Origin of the sequence: Methylobacterium sp. J-043 (genome assembly GCF_022829505.1) — a bacterium.
Lineage (GTDB): Bacteria > Pseudomonadota > Alphaproteobacteria > Rhizobiales > Beijerinckiaceae > Methylobacterium > Methylobacterium extorquens_A.
The window spans coordinates 87,621-103,155 of record NZ_JAKSYB010000040.1 but is presented as its reverse complement, the minus strand read 5'-3'; the positions used below and the strand labels follow the sequence as shown (position 1 = coordinate 103,155).

Genomic DNA, 15,535 nt, shown 5'->3' with positions numbered 1-15,535 from the left:
CGGCCGAAAGGTGAGCTTCCGGATCTCATTCGGCGGCCTGCAGGGCCGCCGCCAAGGCGAACTCCTGGGGCGTTCGCCACCCCAGGGCGGTGTGAGGACGGCTCTCGTTGTAGTGCCGCCGCCACGTCTCGATCTTGCTCCGCGCGTCGGCCAACGACAAGAACCAGTTCGCTTTCAGGCACTCGTCGCGCAGGCGGCCGTTGAAGGACTCGACCAGCGCGTTGTCTGTCGGTTTGCCAGGGCGCGAGAATTCCAACGTGACACCGTTCTCGTAGGCCCAGCGGTCGAGGGCTTTCGAGACGAACTCAGGCCCGTTATCGACTTGAATCGCGCACGGTGCTCCGCGCAGCAGCGCCAAGCGGCCGACGACAGCCACGACCTGTTCGCCTTTGATGCCCTGGTCGACCTCGATCGCCAGAGCCTCGCGCGTGAACGTATCGACGACCGTCAGGGCCCGCAGCCGGCGGCCGTCGAACAGCGCGTCGGAGACGAAGTCCATCGACCAGCGTTCGTTCGGCTGGAGCGCAGCAGGCTGACGCTCACGGTGTGCCGCGCTGACGTGCCGGCGCGGTCGCTTGAGCCGCAGGCTCAGCCCCTCGTCCCGGTAGAGACGGTGGACCCTCTTGTGATTCACCCGCCAACCCTCCCGGCGCAGCAGGATGTAGATTCGGAAGTAGCCGTAGCGCACCCGGCTCTTGGCCAGATCACAGATGCGCATCCGCAGCGGTGCCTGATCGGGCTTGGTCGCGCGGTAGCGGATGCTCGACCGGCCGACGCCGAGCGCGGCGCAGCCGCGCCGCTCGCTCACGGCATCCAGGCGAGCACGAGCAGCCTGTCGCGCTTCTTCGCCCGGCCTGTCCCCGACGCTGCCGACCGAGGGCTCGACCCCCGCCTCCGCCAGCCGCTCCGTGTAGCGTACGGCGAGGTATTGCGAGCCCCTGTCGCTATACAAGGTCCGTCAAGCCGAGCGGGACCAGGGCCAGTGGCCCGGACCAACGACGGACGAGCGCGAGCGGATCAAAGCACTGGAGCGCGAGAACCGCGAGTTGCGCCAAGCCAACGAGATCCTGAGGAAGGCGTCGGCCCATTTCGCGATGGCGGAGCTCGACCGCCGGTCGCGGACATGATCGCCGTCATTGACGATCACCGGGAGGCCTACGGGGTCGTCCTTCGAGAGCCTCAGGATGAGGCCGATCTGCCGCGTGCTGCCGATCGCCCCGTCAACCTATCACGCCCATGCCGCGCGGCGGGCCGATCCCGGCAAGCTGCCGGCTCGGGCTCGCTCGGACGCGGCGCTCATGGTCGAGATCCGGCGCGTGTTCGAGGAGAACTTCCACGTCTACGGAGTGCGGAAGGTCTGGCGGCAACTCGGTCGAGAAGGGATCGCGGTGGACCGTTGCACGGTCGCCCGGCTGATGCGGGTCATGGGGCTGCAGGGCATCGTGCGGGGCAAGAAGGTTCGCACCACCATCCCGGACCCGGCCGCGGCCTGCCCGCTCGACCGGGTGAACCGCCGGTTCAAGGCCCCGCGTCCCAACGCCTTGTGGGTCGGCGACTTCACCTACGTCGCGACCTGGACCGGCTCTGTATACGTGGCCTTCGTGATCGACGCCTATGCCCGGCGCATCGTCGGTTGGCGGGTCTCCCGGGCTCCATGCCGCCTTCGTGCTCGACGCTCTGGAGCAGGCCCTGCACGAACGTCGTCCCCTCCAGGGCGGCGGGCTCGTGCACCATAGCGACAGTCAGAAGATTGGCGCCAGTTCCCGGGCGGTCTGCCCCGCACTCTGATCGACCGATCGTGTCTTCCCCCGGACCTGTCGGCCGCCCGGGAACGCCCTGCGGTGAGGTTTTACCTCGCCGATGCCTGTGACCCGAGAAGGGCGTGGCCTGGTTCCATCGGCAACGGGTCCTGCGTGCTGACGAGCGCCTGAATTTGGCTCTTCTCGTCGACCGAGAGCACGACGGCATGGGCGGTTGGGTCGACGTAGAGCCCAACGACATCGCGCAGTTTAGCGGCGAAGGCCGGGTCGGTGGAGAGCTTGAACTGCCGGACCCGATGCGGCTGCAGCCCATGCCCACGCCAGATCCGTTGCACTGACGAGACGCTGATGGCCGCGACCTTGCTCATGGCGGCGGCCGTCCAATGCGTGGTCTCGCCGGGCGGCTCTTCCTGCGTCAGAGCCACCTCCGGCCCCAGCGGCGGGATGCGCGCCGGCCGCGTCTTATCCCGCAGGAGCCCTGCGACGCCTTCCTGCGCGAAGCGGTCCTGCCAGCGCCAGACCGCCGTCTTGGAGACGCCCGCCTCACGCATGATCGCGTGCGTCCCGAGCCCATCGGCGCTAAGCAACACCATGCGAGCCCGCCAGACGTGCTTCTGTGGCGTGTTTCGATCCGCGACCAGGGCCTCCAACCGAAGGCGATCCGCGGCGGAGAGCTTGAAAGACGCGCCCGTGGCGCAGCAGCGCCCAGACGATGCGCGCCATCTTGGCTGCCAAGGCCACCACCGCCGTGTTGGTGTGCGCTCGCGCCAGCAACCCGCGCAGCCACTGCCCGAGCCGCGTGTCACCCTGCCGGAGCGTCTGCATCGCGGCCCGGGCGCCCTGGATGAGCGTCTTGCGCAGGTACTTGCTGCCGCGCTTGGTGATGCCGACGAGCTTGGGCTTCCCTCCGGTCGTGACCTGCCGCGGTACGAGGCCGAGCCAGGCTGCCAGGTCGCGCCCGCGCGCGAAGGTGGCCACGTCGCCGATGGCCGCAACCAGCGCGGTCGCGTTGAGCGCGCCGATGCCCGGGATGGTCGTCAGCCGCCGCGCGTTCTCGTCCGTGCGCGCCTGCTCGGCGAACTCGGCATCCAGCGCGGCGATGCGCCGGTCGAGGCTCTGCCAGCGCTCGCGCACCTCCGCCACAAGGGTGCGCATGCGCGCTGTGAGGGAGGAGACCGCCTCCGTGTCGAGTAACTCGGTTAGACAGGCAGCCAGCTTGGCCCGCCCCTGCGCTACGACATAGCCGCGCTCCAGAAGGATGGCGCGGACCTGGTTCATCAGCGCCGTGCGCTCGCCCACGAGCTGGTCGCGGACCCGGTGCAGGGTCTGCACGTCGAGCTGCGCCTCGGATTTGAGCGCCACGAACCGCATCGTTGGGCGGGTGGCCGCCTCGGCGATGGCTTCGGCGTCGCGGTCGTCGTTCTTCTGCGCCTTGACGTACGGGCGCACGTATTCCGGCGACATCAGTCGGACCGTGTGCCCCTGCTCCACGAGGGCTCGGCCCGTGTGGTGCGCACCGCAGCACGCCTCCATTGCCACGACGCACCCCGGCAACTTCGCGCTGAAGGCGATCACCGTCTCGCGCCGCATCCGGCGGCGCAGCACGACCCGCCCAGTCCCGTCCAGCCCGACCAGGCTGCAGCTGTTCTTGCCCAGATCGATCCCCAGCACCGCGATCGTCATCGTCCCGCTCCGTCCCTTCAACTTAGCGACCCTGCAAGGCTAGCAGGGCAGCCCGGTGAGGGGCGGGCCATCCATAAAGGGGGGGCTGCCACCGGCCCGAACCCGACGGACCGGGGCAAGCCGGGCACGAAGCGCCACCTCGTCATCGACGCCGGCGGCACGCCGCTGGGGGTGAGGCTGACGGGGGCCAACCGACACGACAGCCCGGAGATGGCACCGACCCTCGATGCCATCCCGCCACTGAGCGCGGGCCGGCGCGGCCGACCGCGCCGACGCCCTGACAAGCTGCACGCCGACAAGGCCTACGATGCCAAGGCGCGCCGGCAGGAGTGCCGGGCGCGCGGGATCGTTCCGCGCATCGCCCGCAAGGGCATCGAGAGCAGCGAGAGGCTTAGCCGACACCGATGGGTGGTCGAGCGCACCTACGCGTGGTTCAACCGCTTCCGCCGCCTGCCCATCCGCTACGAGCGCCGCGCCGACATCTAGGAGGCCTTCACCACCCTCGCGGCAAGCCTCATCACACTCAACCAGATCTACCGGTTCTGTTAGGCGCTCTTAACCACCAGCAGCACGGCGTGCGAGTCGGCCGCGGCTGAGCGCCTGCAGCACCGGCCCCAGGCTGAACTCTCCTCGCCGCTGCCGGTCGACCAGCGCGCGCAGGTAGCCCCCCGGCGCCTTGATGTGCTCAGCCCGCTGCAGGATCGCTGCAAGTGTCACCGCTGCCGCATCATCGCCCATCACCTCACGGGCTTCGCCCCAAGCATGAGGGCTGATCCCAAGTATGGACCGGACGAGACCTGCGGTGTCGATGAGATCCCGCCAGGAGCCGATGCCGCCCCGAGCGTAGCTCCGAATGTCGGGGCATGCGTCTAGGACGAGACCGAGTGGGTAAGTGGTGCGGGTCGGGAGGTGAGCGGTGGCCGCCCCCTGCCCTGCCTCACCGCGTGCGGCCGGCGCGCCGTTTACCGGACCGGGCGATGTCGATCCCTTCCCCCCCATCTTGGAGGCTGGTTCATAACTAAAAAGTTCGGGGTTTGAATTCTGACAGTGCCGCTCATCCTGACCGGCATTGCCGCTCGAATTCGCGACTTCTTGATGCGCAAGCAACAGCTTGCCCACGTCGGCCGCCAGCCCAGCCAGGGCCTCTGCAGTCGCGTCCAAATTGGCGCGGGCAGCCACGCGGGGCAGGGCGCCCAGGATCGCGCCGTAGCGGGCTCTCAACGGCTCCGCGGCGCCCGGCGCGCCCTCCGCCGCCTCCAGAGCCTGGATCAGCTTCACGCAGTCCCGGCGCAGCAGCGTAACGCGCTCGCGGACCACGCGCAGCGCCATCGCCGCGGCGCGCACGGTCTCGGCTAAATCAGCGAACTCGGACGCGCGGGCGACAAGCGGGGCGAGGTCGAAGCCGTAGGCCTGTGCGACTTGGCCCCCTGCCCCGCGCCGGCAGTAGCGCTTTCCATTCGGGCTATCCCGGCGGATGACGATGCCGGCCTCTACCAGGGCGGCGAGATGGCGCCGGATCGTGGACTCGGCCATACCGCGCGTGCGCGAGCCCAGCGCCCGGTTCGACGGGAAGACGACGAGCCCGGGCCCCTCCCCGATCTGCAGCGCGGTCTCTGGCAGGAAGCTTGCCAGCGCGTCGAGCACGGCGAGGCTCGGCGACGAGAGGCCGAGCTGCGCGCGCGCCTCGGTGATGTCGCGGAGCACGGTCCACTTCTGGACGGTGGTCTCGCGCAGGCAGCAGTCTGCGTTCGCCTGCGCTCGCACTTGCGCAGCCGTCAACGATCGCCGCCCGAAGGGCGTCGTAATGTGGAGCATGCTCGGATCGAGTACCGGGCCAAGATGGGGCGTTCGCCGTCACGCAATCACGCGCGGTCGGCGGTGTTCAGCCTTGCGATGTGCCGGGAGATGTGATTCTCTGGGTCTGCCAGGACTACAGAGAGGGGGTCTGCCGCACTTCGGTTCGGTGGGCCCTTTCTTTTGACGGTGTCCTCGTCTCCTTCCTGTTGGTGGTGGATCGGCGGGGTTAGCCCTTGCTCGCCCGGTAGGCGGCAAGGATCTCGTGAAGCCGGCCGGCAAGGTAGTCGCCGAATCCGGGCTCGATCTTCTCGTCGGTCGTCACGCGCACGCCGGACGTGCTGCGCTCGACACGGGCGAATTTCATCCCCTTGGAGTCTTTCATCGTTTCACCCTTCGGCTTGCGAGCCGGCTTCGGCGCCGCGGTGAGCGCGGTCAGCACCACGGCGAATCGCTCGTCCGACGGCTTACCGGCAAGGTCCGGGGAGGCGAGGGCGGTATCGACCTGCTCCGGTGATGCGCCCTGAATCCGGTCGGCGAGCGTGAGCCAGCGCGGGCGGCCGATCTTCGGCGCTGGCCCGATCGCGGCGAGCACGGGTGCGGGGATCGCCTCCGCCACCGCGAGGTAGTTCACGAGGTCCGGGCGATGAACGCCCATGGCCTTCAGGATCACCTCACGCGCGACGCCGGCCTGCTCCATGTTCCGGGCGAAGTGGGCCCGCTCGATGTAACTCAGATCCTCGCGGGCCAGGTTCTCGGAACCCTGCGCCACGACCAGTTCGGCGTCGCTCAGGTCTCGCACCACAGCCCGGACTGGCTTGCCGATCTCGCGGGCCGCGCGCGTGCGGCGGCGCCCGTAGGCGATCTCGTAGCGTCCCGGCGCCGCTGGATGCTTGCGCACAAGGATCGGCGTGTGCTGGCCTTCCTCCCGGACCTGGTCCACGAAGGCGGTAAAGGCCGCATCGGTGGCGTCCGGCACCCGGTCGGCGATGGCGGACGGGTCGCAGAGGTTGGGGTCCAGTTCGACAACCCCGTCTTCCGCGAGAGCGGGGGCTGTCTGCGCGAGCCAGAGGGAAGCCATGGAACGCGCAGCCCCAGATCGCTTCTCAGGCGGGGGCGGGGCTGTAGCACCTGCTACAGGGGGTGAAGCCGTTGATTTCTCAGCATCCGCGGGGTGCGGGGCATCTGCCTGGATCGGCGAGCCCATTATCGCGGAAAGGCGTTTCTTCTGGCTCATGCGCGGCCCCACGCCCGGCCGATCAAGCTCTCGATCTCGCCGTTCACTGCGTCGAGCGCGTCAAGGGCGCGCCGGTAGGTCGATCCCGTCACTTCGTCGCGGCGTAGCGGGGTCTCGTAGACGGTCTGCCCGCGTAGTCCGGAGTTCGCGACTGCGGCCGAGTCGAGCATGGCCTTCGTCAGCACGCGCTCGCCGAACAGCCCACGCAGCATCGCGACAACCTCCGTCTGTGGGGTGTCGTTCGGCTCAAATCGAGTGACGAGGTAGCGGAACCAGTCGTGGGCCGGCGCGCCGCCCTGGGCGCGGACCGGCTCCATCAGCTCGTCCATCATGGTCAGGAATTGCCGCATGCTCGAGACATCGAGCATCTGCGGGTGGATGGTGATGAGGAGCGCCGTCGCGGCGGCGAGCGCCGAGATCGTGAGATAGCCGAGCCGGGGCGGGCAATCGATCACCACGGCGTCGTAGGCGTCCGCCACCTCGCTCAGCGCCAAGCTGATCCGAGCAAAGAAGGGGGGCTCGGTGTCGCCAGGCTGCCGCCGTGCCAAGTGCATCGGTGCCTCGAACTCGAACACCTCAAGCTCAAGGTCGGCTGGCACGAGATCCAGGCCGGTGAAATAGGTCTGCCGGATCACCTCCTGCATGCCCCGTCGCTCCGCCCCGTAGCGGATCGCGTCATAGATAGTGGGGTAGGGGGTCGCCTCGTTCTCCGGCCGGACGCCGAGCAACGTAGAGAGCGAGGCCTGTGGGTCGAGATCGATCGCCAACACGCGGTAGCCGCGCAGCACGAGGGACTGCGCGAGGTGGGCCGCGGTCGTGGTCTTGCCGGACCCGCCCTTGAAGTTCACGCAGGCGATGACTTGCAGGTGCTCGCCTGCTTCGGCATTTCGATGTGGCTGGTAGCGCCGGCCGACCCGGTCGATCTCGTGCAGATGCGCGCGGAAGGCGTGGATGTCGGCAAGCGTGTAGAGCCGGCGCCCGCCCGGCGCGACCTCGGGCTCGGAGACGAGCAGATCGGGCGAGAGTTGCCGGATCCGGCTATCGGTCACGCCGAGGATGCGTGCGACCTCGCCCGAGGTGAAGCGCCGGAGCGTCTTCGTCTCGGAGGGCGAGAACACGACGGCCGCGATCTCGCGCAGCTTCCGCTCAAGAAGGCGTGCGTCCTTCCCGGCTGTGGTGTTCGGCGCGGGCGCGAGGGGCCCGAGAGGAACGTGCTGATTCATGCTCCCGACTCGTTTGCGGTTTGGTGACGAATATCACCCTAGCACCGCAAGCGAGCATAGAGGACCGATTCGGTTTCGGGAGTCGAGTCCCGCGCAAGCCCGGCACAAGCTCGATCGCGGATTCGCGTGTGGAGGAACCCGCGGGTCGGACCTGCGTTCCGGACGCCTTGATGCAGGGCTCGGTTCGACAGACCAGCGCATCGACGATGCGGACCTGTCCGTGCTCCGGCTCCGCGATCAACACTGCGGATCGCAGGCGCAAGAGGTAGGTGTTGAAGGTACCACCAGACGCCGTGAGCCTAAGCGTATCCGCAAGGGCAGCGCGCGCGGTTGCTACCGGCCACGTCTCGGCGAGTTGCCAGAGCATCGACCCCGCGCCCGGGATACGCTCGGCCCAGAACGCGGCGAGGTCCGGTCCCGGCTCGGGCACGACCGGGATCTTCATCTCGCCGAGCGCAAGGAATCCTTCGTCCGTTGCGTAGAACAGGCTGCCGCGCTGTTCGATCCGGCACGCACCCCACAGGCGGGAACTCGTAGATCTTGAAGGTGTCGCCCGTGCGCTCCAGCCCAGCGGCGACCGCCCACTGCGCTTCCATCATGCCGGTAGGGTGCGCAGCCGCCAGCGCGGCGAGCGGGCGGCGCTCGGCACCGATGGTGGGACGGTGGAGGGCGGCGGCGCTGCGCTCTTAGGCAGGCCTGACTGCACGCTGCAGTCCGGGCCGCGTTGGCCAAGCCGCAGCGGCGTTGTCCGCGCAGGGTGCGGCTGGCGCAGCAGACCCATGAGGGGCCAGCCCGGCGCCGCGGACGCACCCTGAGCGCCGAGGGCCCGACAGGCCTCGGCAAGCGCGCGGGCGGCATCCATCAGTGTCCCCGCTTGGCGGGTCAGGTCGGTAGAGCGGTCGCACATTTCAGCGCGCCCCGCCTCCCGCCAGGCCGCCTGCCCGCAGCTCCCAGCCGATCCGTGTCGGCAGGCATGGTGGCCGATGATGGAAAAGCCCGAGAGGGCGCGGGGCGTCGCCTCTCTGCGGGCCATAGCACCGACCAGGGAATTTTCGATGCCCACAATCAGGGAGTATCGGTTCTCTGTCACCTTGTGGGGCGGTGAGAATAAGAACGGGAGCCTTCGCTCTGGGCGGAGATTCGGAGGATTAGAGGTAGCCCGGATCCGCCCATGCCCAAACGTTTGCTCCCCTTCATTCCAGCCTCGCTGCGCGTCATCGCGGTCTCGCCCGAGCCCGAGCGGGTGACGGTGCTGGCAGTGCCACGATCGACTACGCCGAGCTGTCCAGCCTGCCGCAGGCGATCGGATCGCGCCCACGGCCACTACAAACGCTGCCTCGCCGATCTGCCCTGGCAGTGCCGCTCCGTCTGTCTGCGCCTGCACCTGCGCCGCCTGCGCTGCGGCAATCCTGCCTGCCCCCGCTGCACCTTCACCAAGAGCTTGCCGGACCTCGCGGTCCCGCATGACCGGCGAAACCGCGCTCCACTACGGCGCATCATAGGATTAGAATGCTGATGCCCGAGCAACGGCGGCCGGTGGCAGCGTTGGCGGGCAATCCAAGCGGTGCCCGGATGCGGCCGGAGGACCAGGGCTGGACCCAGGGCAGGCGGCCGCCCTCCAAGTCGACGATGATGCAGTCGGTAACCTCGCGATACACGTTGGTACGATCCGGCGTGGGCCGGGGAGGGGAGTGCGCCATCGGACAGACCTTCGCGACGAGCGGCCGCGGAGCCTCTCTCCCGACCTCTAAACCCGTCACGCGCCGCGCACTTGACCTCTCCCTCTCGACGGGGCGCCCAACGGCGACCGCAACAAGGGAGCGTGCGGGCAGCGCTCCGGCCCCATCGGTGCCGCAAGTCCTGCCAGCGCGCCGGTTGGCATCGGCTCAAGACGCGAGCGTCCCCAACGGGGCGGCACGTGACGGCGGACGAGGGCGAGCAGGGCTGCGGCAGTCTCGGCCCGCCCGCTGCAGGCCTTCACCGCGTCGGGATCGGGAGCGGGCACGCGGTCGATCACGGTGAGCCGTGTGGCGACCCGGGTGCCGTGCGGGGCGAACAGGCGCACGTCGAGGGCGGCGCTGAAGACGATGTGCGCGGTCCGATCGCGCCGCAAGCGAGCTAAAGCTTCGGCGCCGGTCGGGCGATCTGGCGCGAGCGCTTGCCCGGTGATCGCGACCAGACGTCTGCCCGGTGCGAGGCGGGCCAGGGCGGCGTCGAAGTGGCGTCGCGCAGCATCGGTGACGCGCCGCGGCACCCCATGGGCGGCGGCGATCAGCGCATCGGCCGTGGGGTGCCGCGACGCGAGGGGAGGGGACGCGGGACGGCAGGATGGCAGCAGACGAGATCATGGAAGGCTCCGTTGAGATGACGGCCGCGTCGCGGGCCTGCTCTTGCGCGCGCCTGCGACTTTCGCGAACTTCCCGACTGTGCCCGGCCTCTCCTGCGCCGTGGGTAACGCCGCATCGCCGCGGCAGCCCGGGCATGCAGAGCGACGCGCAGCCCATCTCGGGACGGGCAACGGGCGGCTCCCACCGGACCAGCGCACGGCCCGCTGCGCAGCGGGCCGGCGTCGGTCGAGGCGGAGGAAGGCCCTGGCGCTACTCGGCCGCTTGCGGCCAGGCTTCTGCCTCCGGCAAGGCGCTCGCGTCCGGGTCGGTCAGGAAGGCGGGAAGCACGGTGCCGGTCTCCGCGGCCGCGCCGTGGTCGACACCATTCCGGGGCAGGGGAGGGGGCTTCGTCGCCCTCCTCAGGCGTGCGCAGCGGCTGCGGCAGCCATCCGGTGCTGGCCACGAATCGTTCCGCTTCCGCGGCCATGTCGGCCTTGCGCAGATGGTCGATGAGTTGAACCGCCGTCTCGCCCTTCGCCTCTCGCACCGCGGCGAGGATGCCGGCCTTCGTCGTGCGCCCGAAATAATTCGCGACGTTCGGCGTGAAGCTGCGGGTCATGTCGAGGCCGACTTGCCGGGCGATCCGGTCGGCGGGCGACACGGCGCGGTCGAGCTGAGCGTGCGGCAGGATCACGGCATTGAGGCTGAGTGACGTGCAATGCGCGAGGAGGTCATGCCGGCTATCATGATCGGAGACGCGCAATGCCGACCAGAGATCCTGGGGCCGGGATGGTAGTTGCTGGGACCAACTGGCATGCCGCTCGGCGATCGCAGCCGCCGCCGGGTTGTCGGCAAGCCCCGGCACGGCGCTCGCCAGGGCGATGTGGCGCGCCTTGATCTCTAGGCATGTCTCCCTCGCGCCGCTCCCCCGCTAGAAGGTCCGGAGCGTAAGAGCATGCAGCAGAGCGAGCAATGCGGCGTCGGGATCGCGGGCGAGCGCGTCGCGCAGGCCGAGGGCGTGCACGCTCATCAGATCGGTCAGAAGCCGGTCGGAGATCACGGCCCCGGCCTGCAGCGGCGAGGTAGGCTCGACATTCAGCTGGCGCGAAGCGGGTTAGGCTGCGCCGTATGGCGTCCCAGAGATCTGGGATGGTTCGCGCCGCGGCGCAGCGCAGCAGCGCCTTCAGCTTCGCGAAGGCCATCTCGATCGGGTTGAAGTCGGGCGAGTAGGCTGGGAGGTAGAGCAGCCGGGCTCCCACCACCTCGATCTGCTCGCGGACGCCGCTGACCTTGTGGGCTGGCAGGTTGTCCATGACGACCGTGTCGCCGGGCTGGAGCGTTGGAGCGAGCACGTCGGCCACGTAGGTGCGGAAGGCATGCCCGTTCATGGCACCGTCCAGCAGCCAGGGTGCGGTGATGCCGCTGGTGCGCAGACCCGCCGTGACGGTGGTGGTTTTCCAGTGGCCCTGTGGCACGCTCATCCGGCAGCGTTCGCCCCGTGGAGCGCGCCCGTAGCGCCGGGCCATGGCGGTGTTGGCTGCGGTCTCGTCGATGAAAACGAGGCGATCTGGGTCGAGGTCGAGTTGGCCCTCGAACCACGCCTCGCGCGCAGCTCTCACGTCCTCCCGGTCCTGCTCGGCCGCGTGCCCCGTACTTTTTTTCGCGAGATGCCGTGGCGCTTGAAGAAGCGCGAGAGGCTACTCTGGGCCACGCAGATGCCGTGCTCGGCGAGAGCCGCACGGAGTTCGTGCAGGTAGATGCCGGGCTGCGCCTCGTAGAGGGAGACGATCAGGTCGGCCCGCGCCTCGATCTGGTGCGAGCGCTGATCACCGCCCATCGGCTTGGGCGCGACGTGGCCCTCACGGGCGAAGCGATCACACCACCGACTGGCGCTCGCCAGGCTGACCCCAAAGCGTTCGGCAGCTTTGTGCCGGGAGGCGCCGGCCGCGACGGCAACGACCACGCGCTGACGCAGATCGACGGACAGGGCTGAGGACATCGGCGCTCTCCTTCGCCGACCAACCCGTCACCTCGCTAGCCGTTTCATCACGCTCGGATGGTGCTCTAAGCGGCCTCCAGCGTCCGCCGCAGGAATGTGATGAGCCTGAGGTGGTGCTCGTTCTCATCCTCGCCATGCGGGCTGTGATCCTGGCCCGCCAACAGATGCACTTCCGGGGTGCGCCCAGCTTGCAGCAAGCGAGCTTCGAGCCGCTGAGTCATCGCCACCGACCACATTGCGTCCCGTGTGCCGTGGCTGAGGAACATTCACCGCTTGCCGAGCGCCAAAGTCCCATCTTCCATGAATGAAAAGACGATGCCGTGGCTTCGGAGCGCCTGGATTGTCGCTTGGCAGGCGCGCCGGGAGGCACTCACGTCTTCGTCTTCGAGCCGGCGAACGGTCGAAAAAGAAAGGCCAGCCGCTTCGGCGAGTTGCTGCATCGACCATCCGAGCAGGGCGCGACCCGCGCGTAGATGAAACCCGCGGACGAGCTGTTCCAGGCTCTGCCGCACCGCGCCGGGCGTCATCCCGGTGAGTTGAAGGGGCGCGATGTAGTTCACCCAGCCGTCTGGGCCGCCGGCAGCGTTCCGCATCGGCACCATCACCATCCGATACGGTCTGATCTCGCCGCTGGCCAGGATGAGACGGGGCTGTGTGTGGACGACCTGTCGCGCCAGATAGAGTTCGCGACCATGGTCGCGCCAGCGGGCGCGCTCCTCCTTCAAGACAGGGAGCGTCGGCTCCTCGAGCAATTCCTTCCGCGGCAGCCCGACCAGCTCCAGCCATTCTGGTGAGAAGTCGGTGTAGGGATAGACGGGAGTTGCGGAGGTGAACGCGCCGGTTTGCTCGAAAAGAGTCCTCTTCCGCCGACGTTCCGCCGCCTGTGCGCGCGCCAGCATCTCGCGGTCGCTCACATCGATCAGCACGCCCATGGCCTGCAGCGGACGCCCGTCAGGCGCCACAATCACCTCGCCACGGCTCATCACGGTGCGCATCGTCCCGTCCGGACGGATGATCCGGAAGGATTGCTGCGTCATCTGACCGGTTTGGAGCAATTCCGACGTCGAGGTGACGTTGTCCCGGTCCTCTGGGTGAACGAGGGCGAGGAGAAGGCCGTATTCCGGTCGGGCCGAATTCGGCTCGAGCCCGAGGATCCGGAACAGGCCCGGCGACCAGACATGCTCGTTCGCGGCGAATGTCCACGACCACGTCCCCGTTAGCCCGAAGCCTTCGACCAAGCGAAGGATACTCTGTGATGGAAGGGGGCGCGCAACGTTGATCATCGTCAGCGTTTGTTTAGCTGCTGAGGCAAAGTTGTGTCAGATCACGAAATTTGCTTTGACGTGTTTCTGAGATCGCTATGGTCTTTTTTTTGCTGAATTCGGCTGTACCAAGCTAAGGTTGCAAGCGAAGCGGCGATTTCAGATATGGGACGTCTGCTTCTTGGCAGAGAGCCAGGGTCTGCTCCCCACCGAGGCTGTGTGAAAACGTAGCGGTTCTGATAGTCTCTGTGGGACAGCGGAGGCGTGTATGGCGCGGTTCATCTGTGGTGCGGATCGCCACCAAGTCACGCTGTTGCCGAACCGGTTGGACGACTATGTGTCCGAAGACAATCCGGTGCGCGTCGTCGACCTGTTCGTAGACGAGCTCGATCTCACGGCCCTGGGCTTTGCGAGCATGATGCCGGCCGCGACCGGACGGCCCGGGTACCATCCCGCGACGCTGCTGAAGCTCTACCTCTACGGCTACGTCAACCAAGTTACTTCCAGCCGCCGTCTGGAGCGTGAGGCCGGTCGCAACGTCGAGCTGATGTGGCTGACCGGCCGCCTCGCCCCCGACTTCAAGACCATCGCCGACTTCCGGCGCGATAATGGTCCTGCGATCCAGGCCGCCTGCCGCCAGTTCGTGGTGCTGTGCCGACAACTCGGCCTCCTGGCCGGTGGTATCGTGGCTCTCGACGGCAGCCGCTTCAAAGCGGTGAACACGCGTGATCGCAATTTTACCCCGGCGGCGGTCCGGCGCCGCATCGAGCAGATCGAGGCCAGCATCGCGCGCTATCTCGCCGCCCTCGACACCGCCGATCGCCAGGAGGACGAGGTCGCCCACGTGCGCAAGGTGCGCATCGCGGAGCGTCTGGACGCCCTGCGGACGCGGATGCGCGAACTGCAGGCGATGGAGACGCTCGTCGAAGCCGCCCCCGACCGGCAGATCTCGCTGACCGATCCGGACGCGCGGGCGATGGCCACGCGCGGCAAGGGGACGGGGATGGTCGGCTACAACGTGCAGGCGGTCGTCGACACCGAGCATCATCTGATCGTCGCCCACGAGGTCACCAACGTCGGGCACGACCGCACCCAACTGGCGCACATGAGCCGCCAGGGCCAAGTCGCAACCGGGCATGAAGCGCTCAGCGTGCTGGCTGACCGCGGCTACTTCTCGGGCGAGGAGATCCTAGCCTGCGATCAGGCCGGCATCGCGGTGACACTGCCCAAACCGCTGACCTCGGGTGCCAAGGCGGAAGGGCGCTTCGGCAAACAGGACTTCGTCTACGAGGCGGAGACGGATACCTACCGCTGTCCGGCCGGTGAGCAGCTCCCCTACCGCTACACGAATGTTGAGGGTGGGCTGACGCTACGGCGCTACTGGACGACAGCCTGCCACGGCTGCGCGCTCAAGGCGCGCTGCACGCCAGCCAAGGAGCGGCGGGTGACGCGCTGGGAGCACGAGGCGGTATTGGAAGCCGTGCAGCGCCGGCTCGACGCGGATTCTCACGCGATGCGCACGCGGCGGCAAACGGTCGAACACGTGTTCGGGACGCTCAAGGGCTGGATGGGGGCGACCCACTTCCGGACGCGACGGTTGAAAAACGTGGCGACCGAGATGAGCCTACAAGTCCTGGCCTATAATCTGAAGAGGGTGCTGGCGATCCTCGGAGTTGAAACGCTCCTCAGCGCCCTCCGGGCGTGAGAGCACGCCGCACCTCGCGCACCATCTCCGCTCCGCACCGATAGACCAAAACGCGTTCTCACACAGTCTCCACCCAATACGGACCTTCAACGCCGCAGCTCGAATGTCCGCTCGGGATCAGCAGCGGCGGTCTGATGTGCGAGAGGGGAGGGGACAAGTTTGCCCTCATGACTTGAGCACGCCCTCCGCCACCTCGATGAAAGAAGCGGTGCCATTTGGGTTTGGCCAGGGGGTGTCATCTCAATTTTGCGCCTACACCATGTATTCGCATAATATACGTTATGGAACCAAAAGTCGTTAGCTTCGATCCGAAGCCTTCGTATAACCCGGAACACGGAAAAGCTCTACCAACATACCACGTTCAGCTTCGTATCGTCAGCGAAGCGGTAGGGCAGGGTGCCACAGTGAACCGTAGTCCCCTCCCCTCTCTCCGAAGCTTCTGAAGCGGATTATGCGGCTCCCTGTGGATCAGCGTCGAAGGATGACCCCTCCCACAATTCTGCTTAGGCCATTGCCAAATCGACCGAATTTGCCTGCGAGGTGGG

The 15,535-nt window shown here is 67.9% G+C and carries 10 protein-coding genes, 6 pseudogenes and 1 other annotated feature; of the genes and pseudogenes, 5 read left to right on the top strand and 11 right to left on the bottom strand.

Translation table 11 applies throughout. The features are described from left to right. Positions 1 to 25: 25 nt before the first annotated feature. A pseudogene (locus MKK50_RS09000) lies at positions 26 to 823 on the bottom strand (IS3 family transposase); the annotation flags it as partial. Positions 824 to 953: 130 nt separating this feature from the next. Here MKK50_RS09000 and MKK50_RS08995 point away from each other — a divergent pair. Continuing rightward, a pseudogene (locus tag MKK50_RS08995) lies at positions 954 to 1,740 on the top strand (IS3 family transposase); the annotation flags it as partial. Further along, positions 1,082 to 1,220 (top strand) — a sequence feature (AL1L pseudoknot). It overlaps the preceding pseudogene by 139 nt. 139 nt (positions 1,741 to 1,879) lie before the next feature. Here the strand turns inward: MKK50_RS08995 and MKK50_RS08990 are convergent. Together MKK50_RS08990 and MKK50_RS08985 are read right to left on the bottom strand one after the other, a co-directional pair. Next, positions 1,880 to 2,410: pseudogene (locus tag MKK50_RS08990) on the bottom strand (IS630 family transposase); the annotation flags it as partial. A 22-nt stretch (positions 2,411 to 2,432) separates the two neighbouring features. Beyond that, a pseudogene (locus MKK50_RS08985) lies at positions 2,433 to 3,443 on the bottom strand (IS110-like element ISMmg1 family transposase); the annotation flags it as partial. Between the two features lie 75 nt (positions 3,444 to 3,518). Here MKK50_RS08985 and MKK50_RS08980 point away from each other — a divergent pair. Then, a pseudogene (locus MKK50_RS08980) lies at positions 3,519 to 3,992 on the top strand (IS5 family transposase); the annotation flags it as partial. Between the two features lie 6 nt (positions 3,993 to 3,998). On the opposite strand, the gene repC reads toward MKK50_RS08980, so the two are convergent. The 3 genes from repC to repA form a co-directional block, all read right to left on the bottom strand. Beyond that, positions 3,999 to 5,258, bottom strand: a complete 1,260-nt coding sequence (gene repC / locus MKK50_RS08975) for a plasmid replication protein RepC (RefSeq protein WP_268174245.1) — start codon at positions 5,256 to 5,258, stop codon at positions 3,999 to 4,001. A gap of 208 nt (positions 5,259 to 5,466) precedes the next feature. Further along, the gene (gene repB, locus MKK50_RS08970) at positions 5,467 to 6,318 is read right to left on the bottom strand and encodes a plasmid partitioning protein RepB (RefSeq protein ID WP_253374188.1); all 852 of its coding nucleotides are present in this window, start codon (positions 6,316 to 6,318) and stop codon (positions 5,467 to 5,469) included. Positions 6,319 to 6,470: 152 nt separating this feature from the next. Continuing rightward, positions 6,471 to 7,697, bottom strand: coding sequence for a plasmid partitioning protein RepA (repA, locus tag MKK50_RS08965; RefSeq protein ID WP_253374187.1), 1,227 nt, complete (start codon positions 7,695 to 7,697; stop codon positions 6,471 to 6,473). Positions 7,698 to 8,868: 1,171 nt separating this feature from the next. Between repA and MKK50_RS08960 the strand changes: the two genes are divergently transcribed. Next, positions 8,869 to 9,213, top strand: a complete 345-nt coding sequence (locus MKK50_RS08960; RefSeq protein ID WP_253374186.1) for a transposase family protein — start codon at positions 8,869 to 8,871, stop codon at positions 9,211 to 9,213. Here the strand turns inward: MKK50_RS08960 and MKK50_RS08955 are convergent. Together MKK50_RS08955 and MKK50_RS08950 are read right to left on the bottom strand one after the other, a co-directional pair. Next, positions 9,194 to 9,397 (bottom strand): ArdC-like ssDNA-binding domain-containing protein, encoded by a 204-nt coding sequence (locus MKK50_RS08955; protein WP_253386695.1) that lies wholly within the window; start codon positions 9,395 to 9,397, stop codon positions 9,194 to 9,196. The two genes, MKK50_RS08960 and MKK50_RS08955, sit on opposite strands and share 20 nt — an antisense overlap. A gap of 56 nt (positions 9,398 to 9,453) precedes the next feature. Then, positions 9,454 to 9,810 carry a hypothetical protein gene (locus MKK50_RS08950; protein ID WP_253374185.1) on the bottom strand — a complete coding sequence of 119 codons (357 nt, stop codon included), beginning with the start codon at positions 9,808 to 9,810 and terminating at the stop codon, positions 9,454 to 9,456. Positions 9,811 to 10,178: 368 nt separating this feature from the next. Between MKK50_RS08950 and MKK50_RS08945 the strand changes: the two genes are divergently transcribed. Then, positions 10,179 to 10,736: a hypothetical protein gene (locus MKK50_RS08945; RefSeq protein WP_253374184.1), complete on the top strand. Its 558-nt coding sequence runs from the start codon at positions 10,179 to 10,181 to the stop codon at positions 10,734 to 10,736. A gap of 355 nt (positions 10,737 to 11,091) precedes the next feature. Here MKK50_RS08945 and MKK50_RS08940 read toward each other — a convergent pair. The 3 genes and pseudogenes from MKK50_RS08940 to MKK50_RS08930 form a co-directional block, all read right to left on the bottom strand. Next, positions 11,092 to 12,023: pseudogene (locus MKK50_RS08940) on the bottom strand (IS630 family transposase); the annotation flags it as partial. Between the two features lie 65 nt (positions 12,024 to 12,088). Further along, on the bottom strand, positions 12,089 to 12,289 hold the full coding sequence (locus MKK50_RS08935; protein ID WP_253386696.1) for an alpha/beta hydrolase family protein: 201 nt from the start codon (positions 12,287 to 12,289) through the stop codon (positions 12,089 to 12,091). Continuing rightward, positions 12,290 to 13,261 (bottom strand): PAS domain-containing protein, encoded by a 972-nt coding sequence (locus tag MKK50_RS08930; protein WP_253374183.1) that lies wholly within the window; start codon positions 13,259 to 13,261, stop codon positions 12,290 to 12,292. Between the two features lie 292 nt (positions 13,262 to 13,553). Here MKK50_RS08930 and MKK50_RS08925 point away from each other — a divergent pair, with 292 nt between their 5' ends. Then, entirely contained in the window at positions 13,554 to 14,990 is a 1,437-nt protein-coding gene (locus MKK50_RS08925; protein WP_499021775.1) for an IS1182 family transposase, read from the top strand. Positions 14,991 to 15,535: the final 545 nt, after the last annotated feature.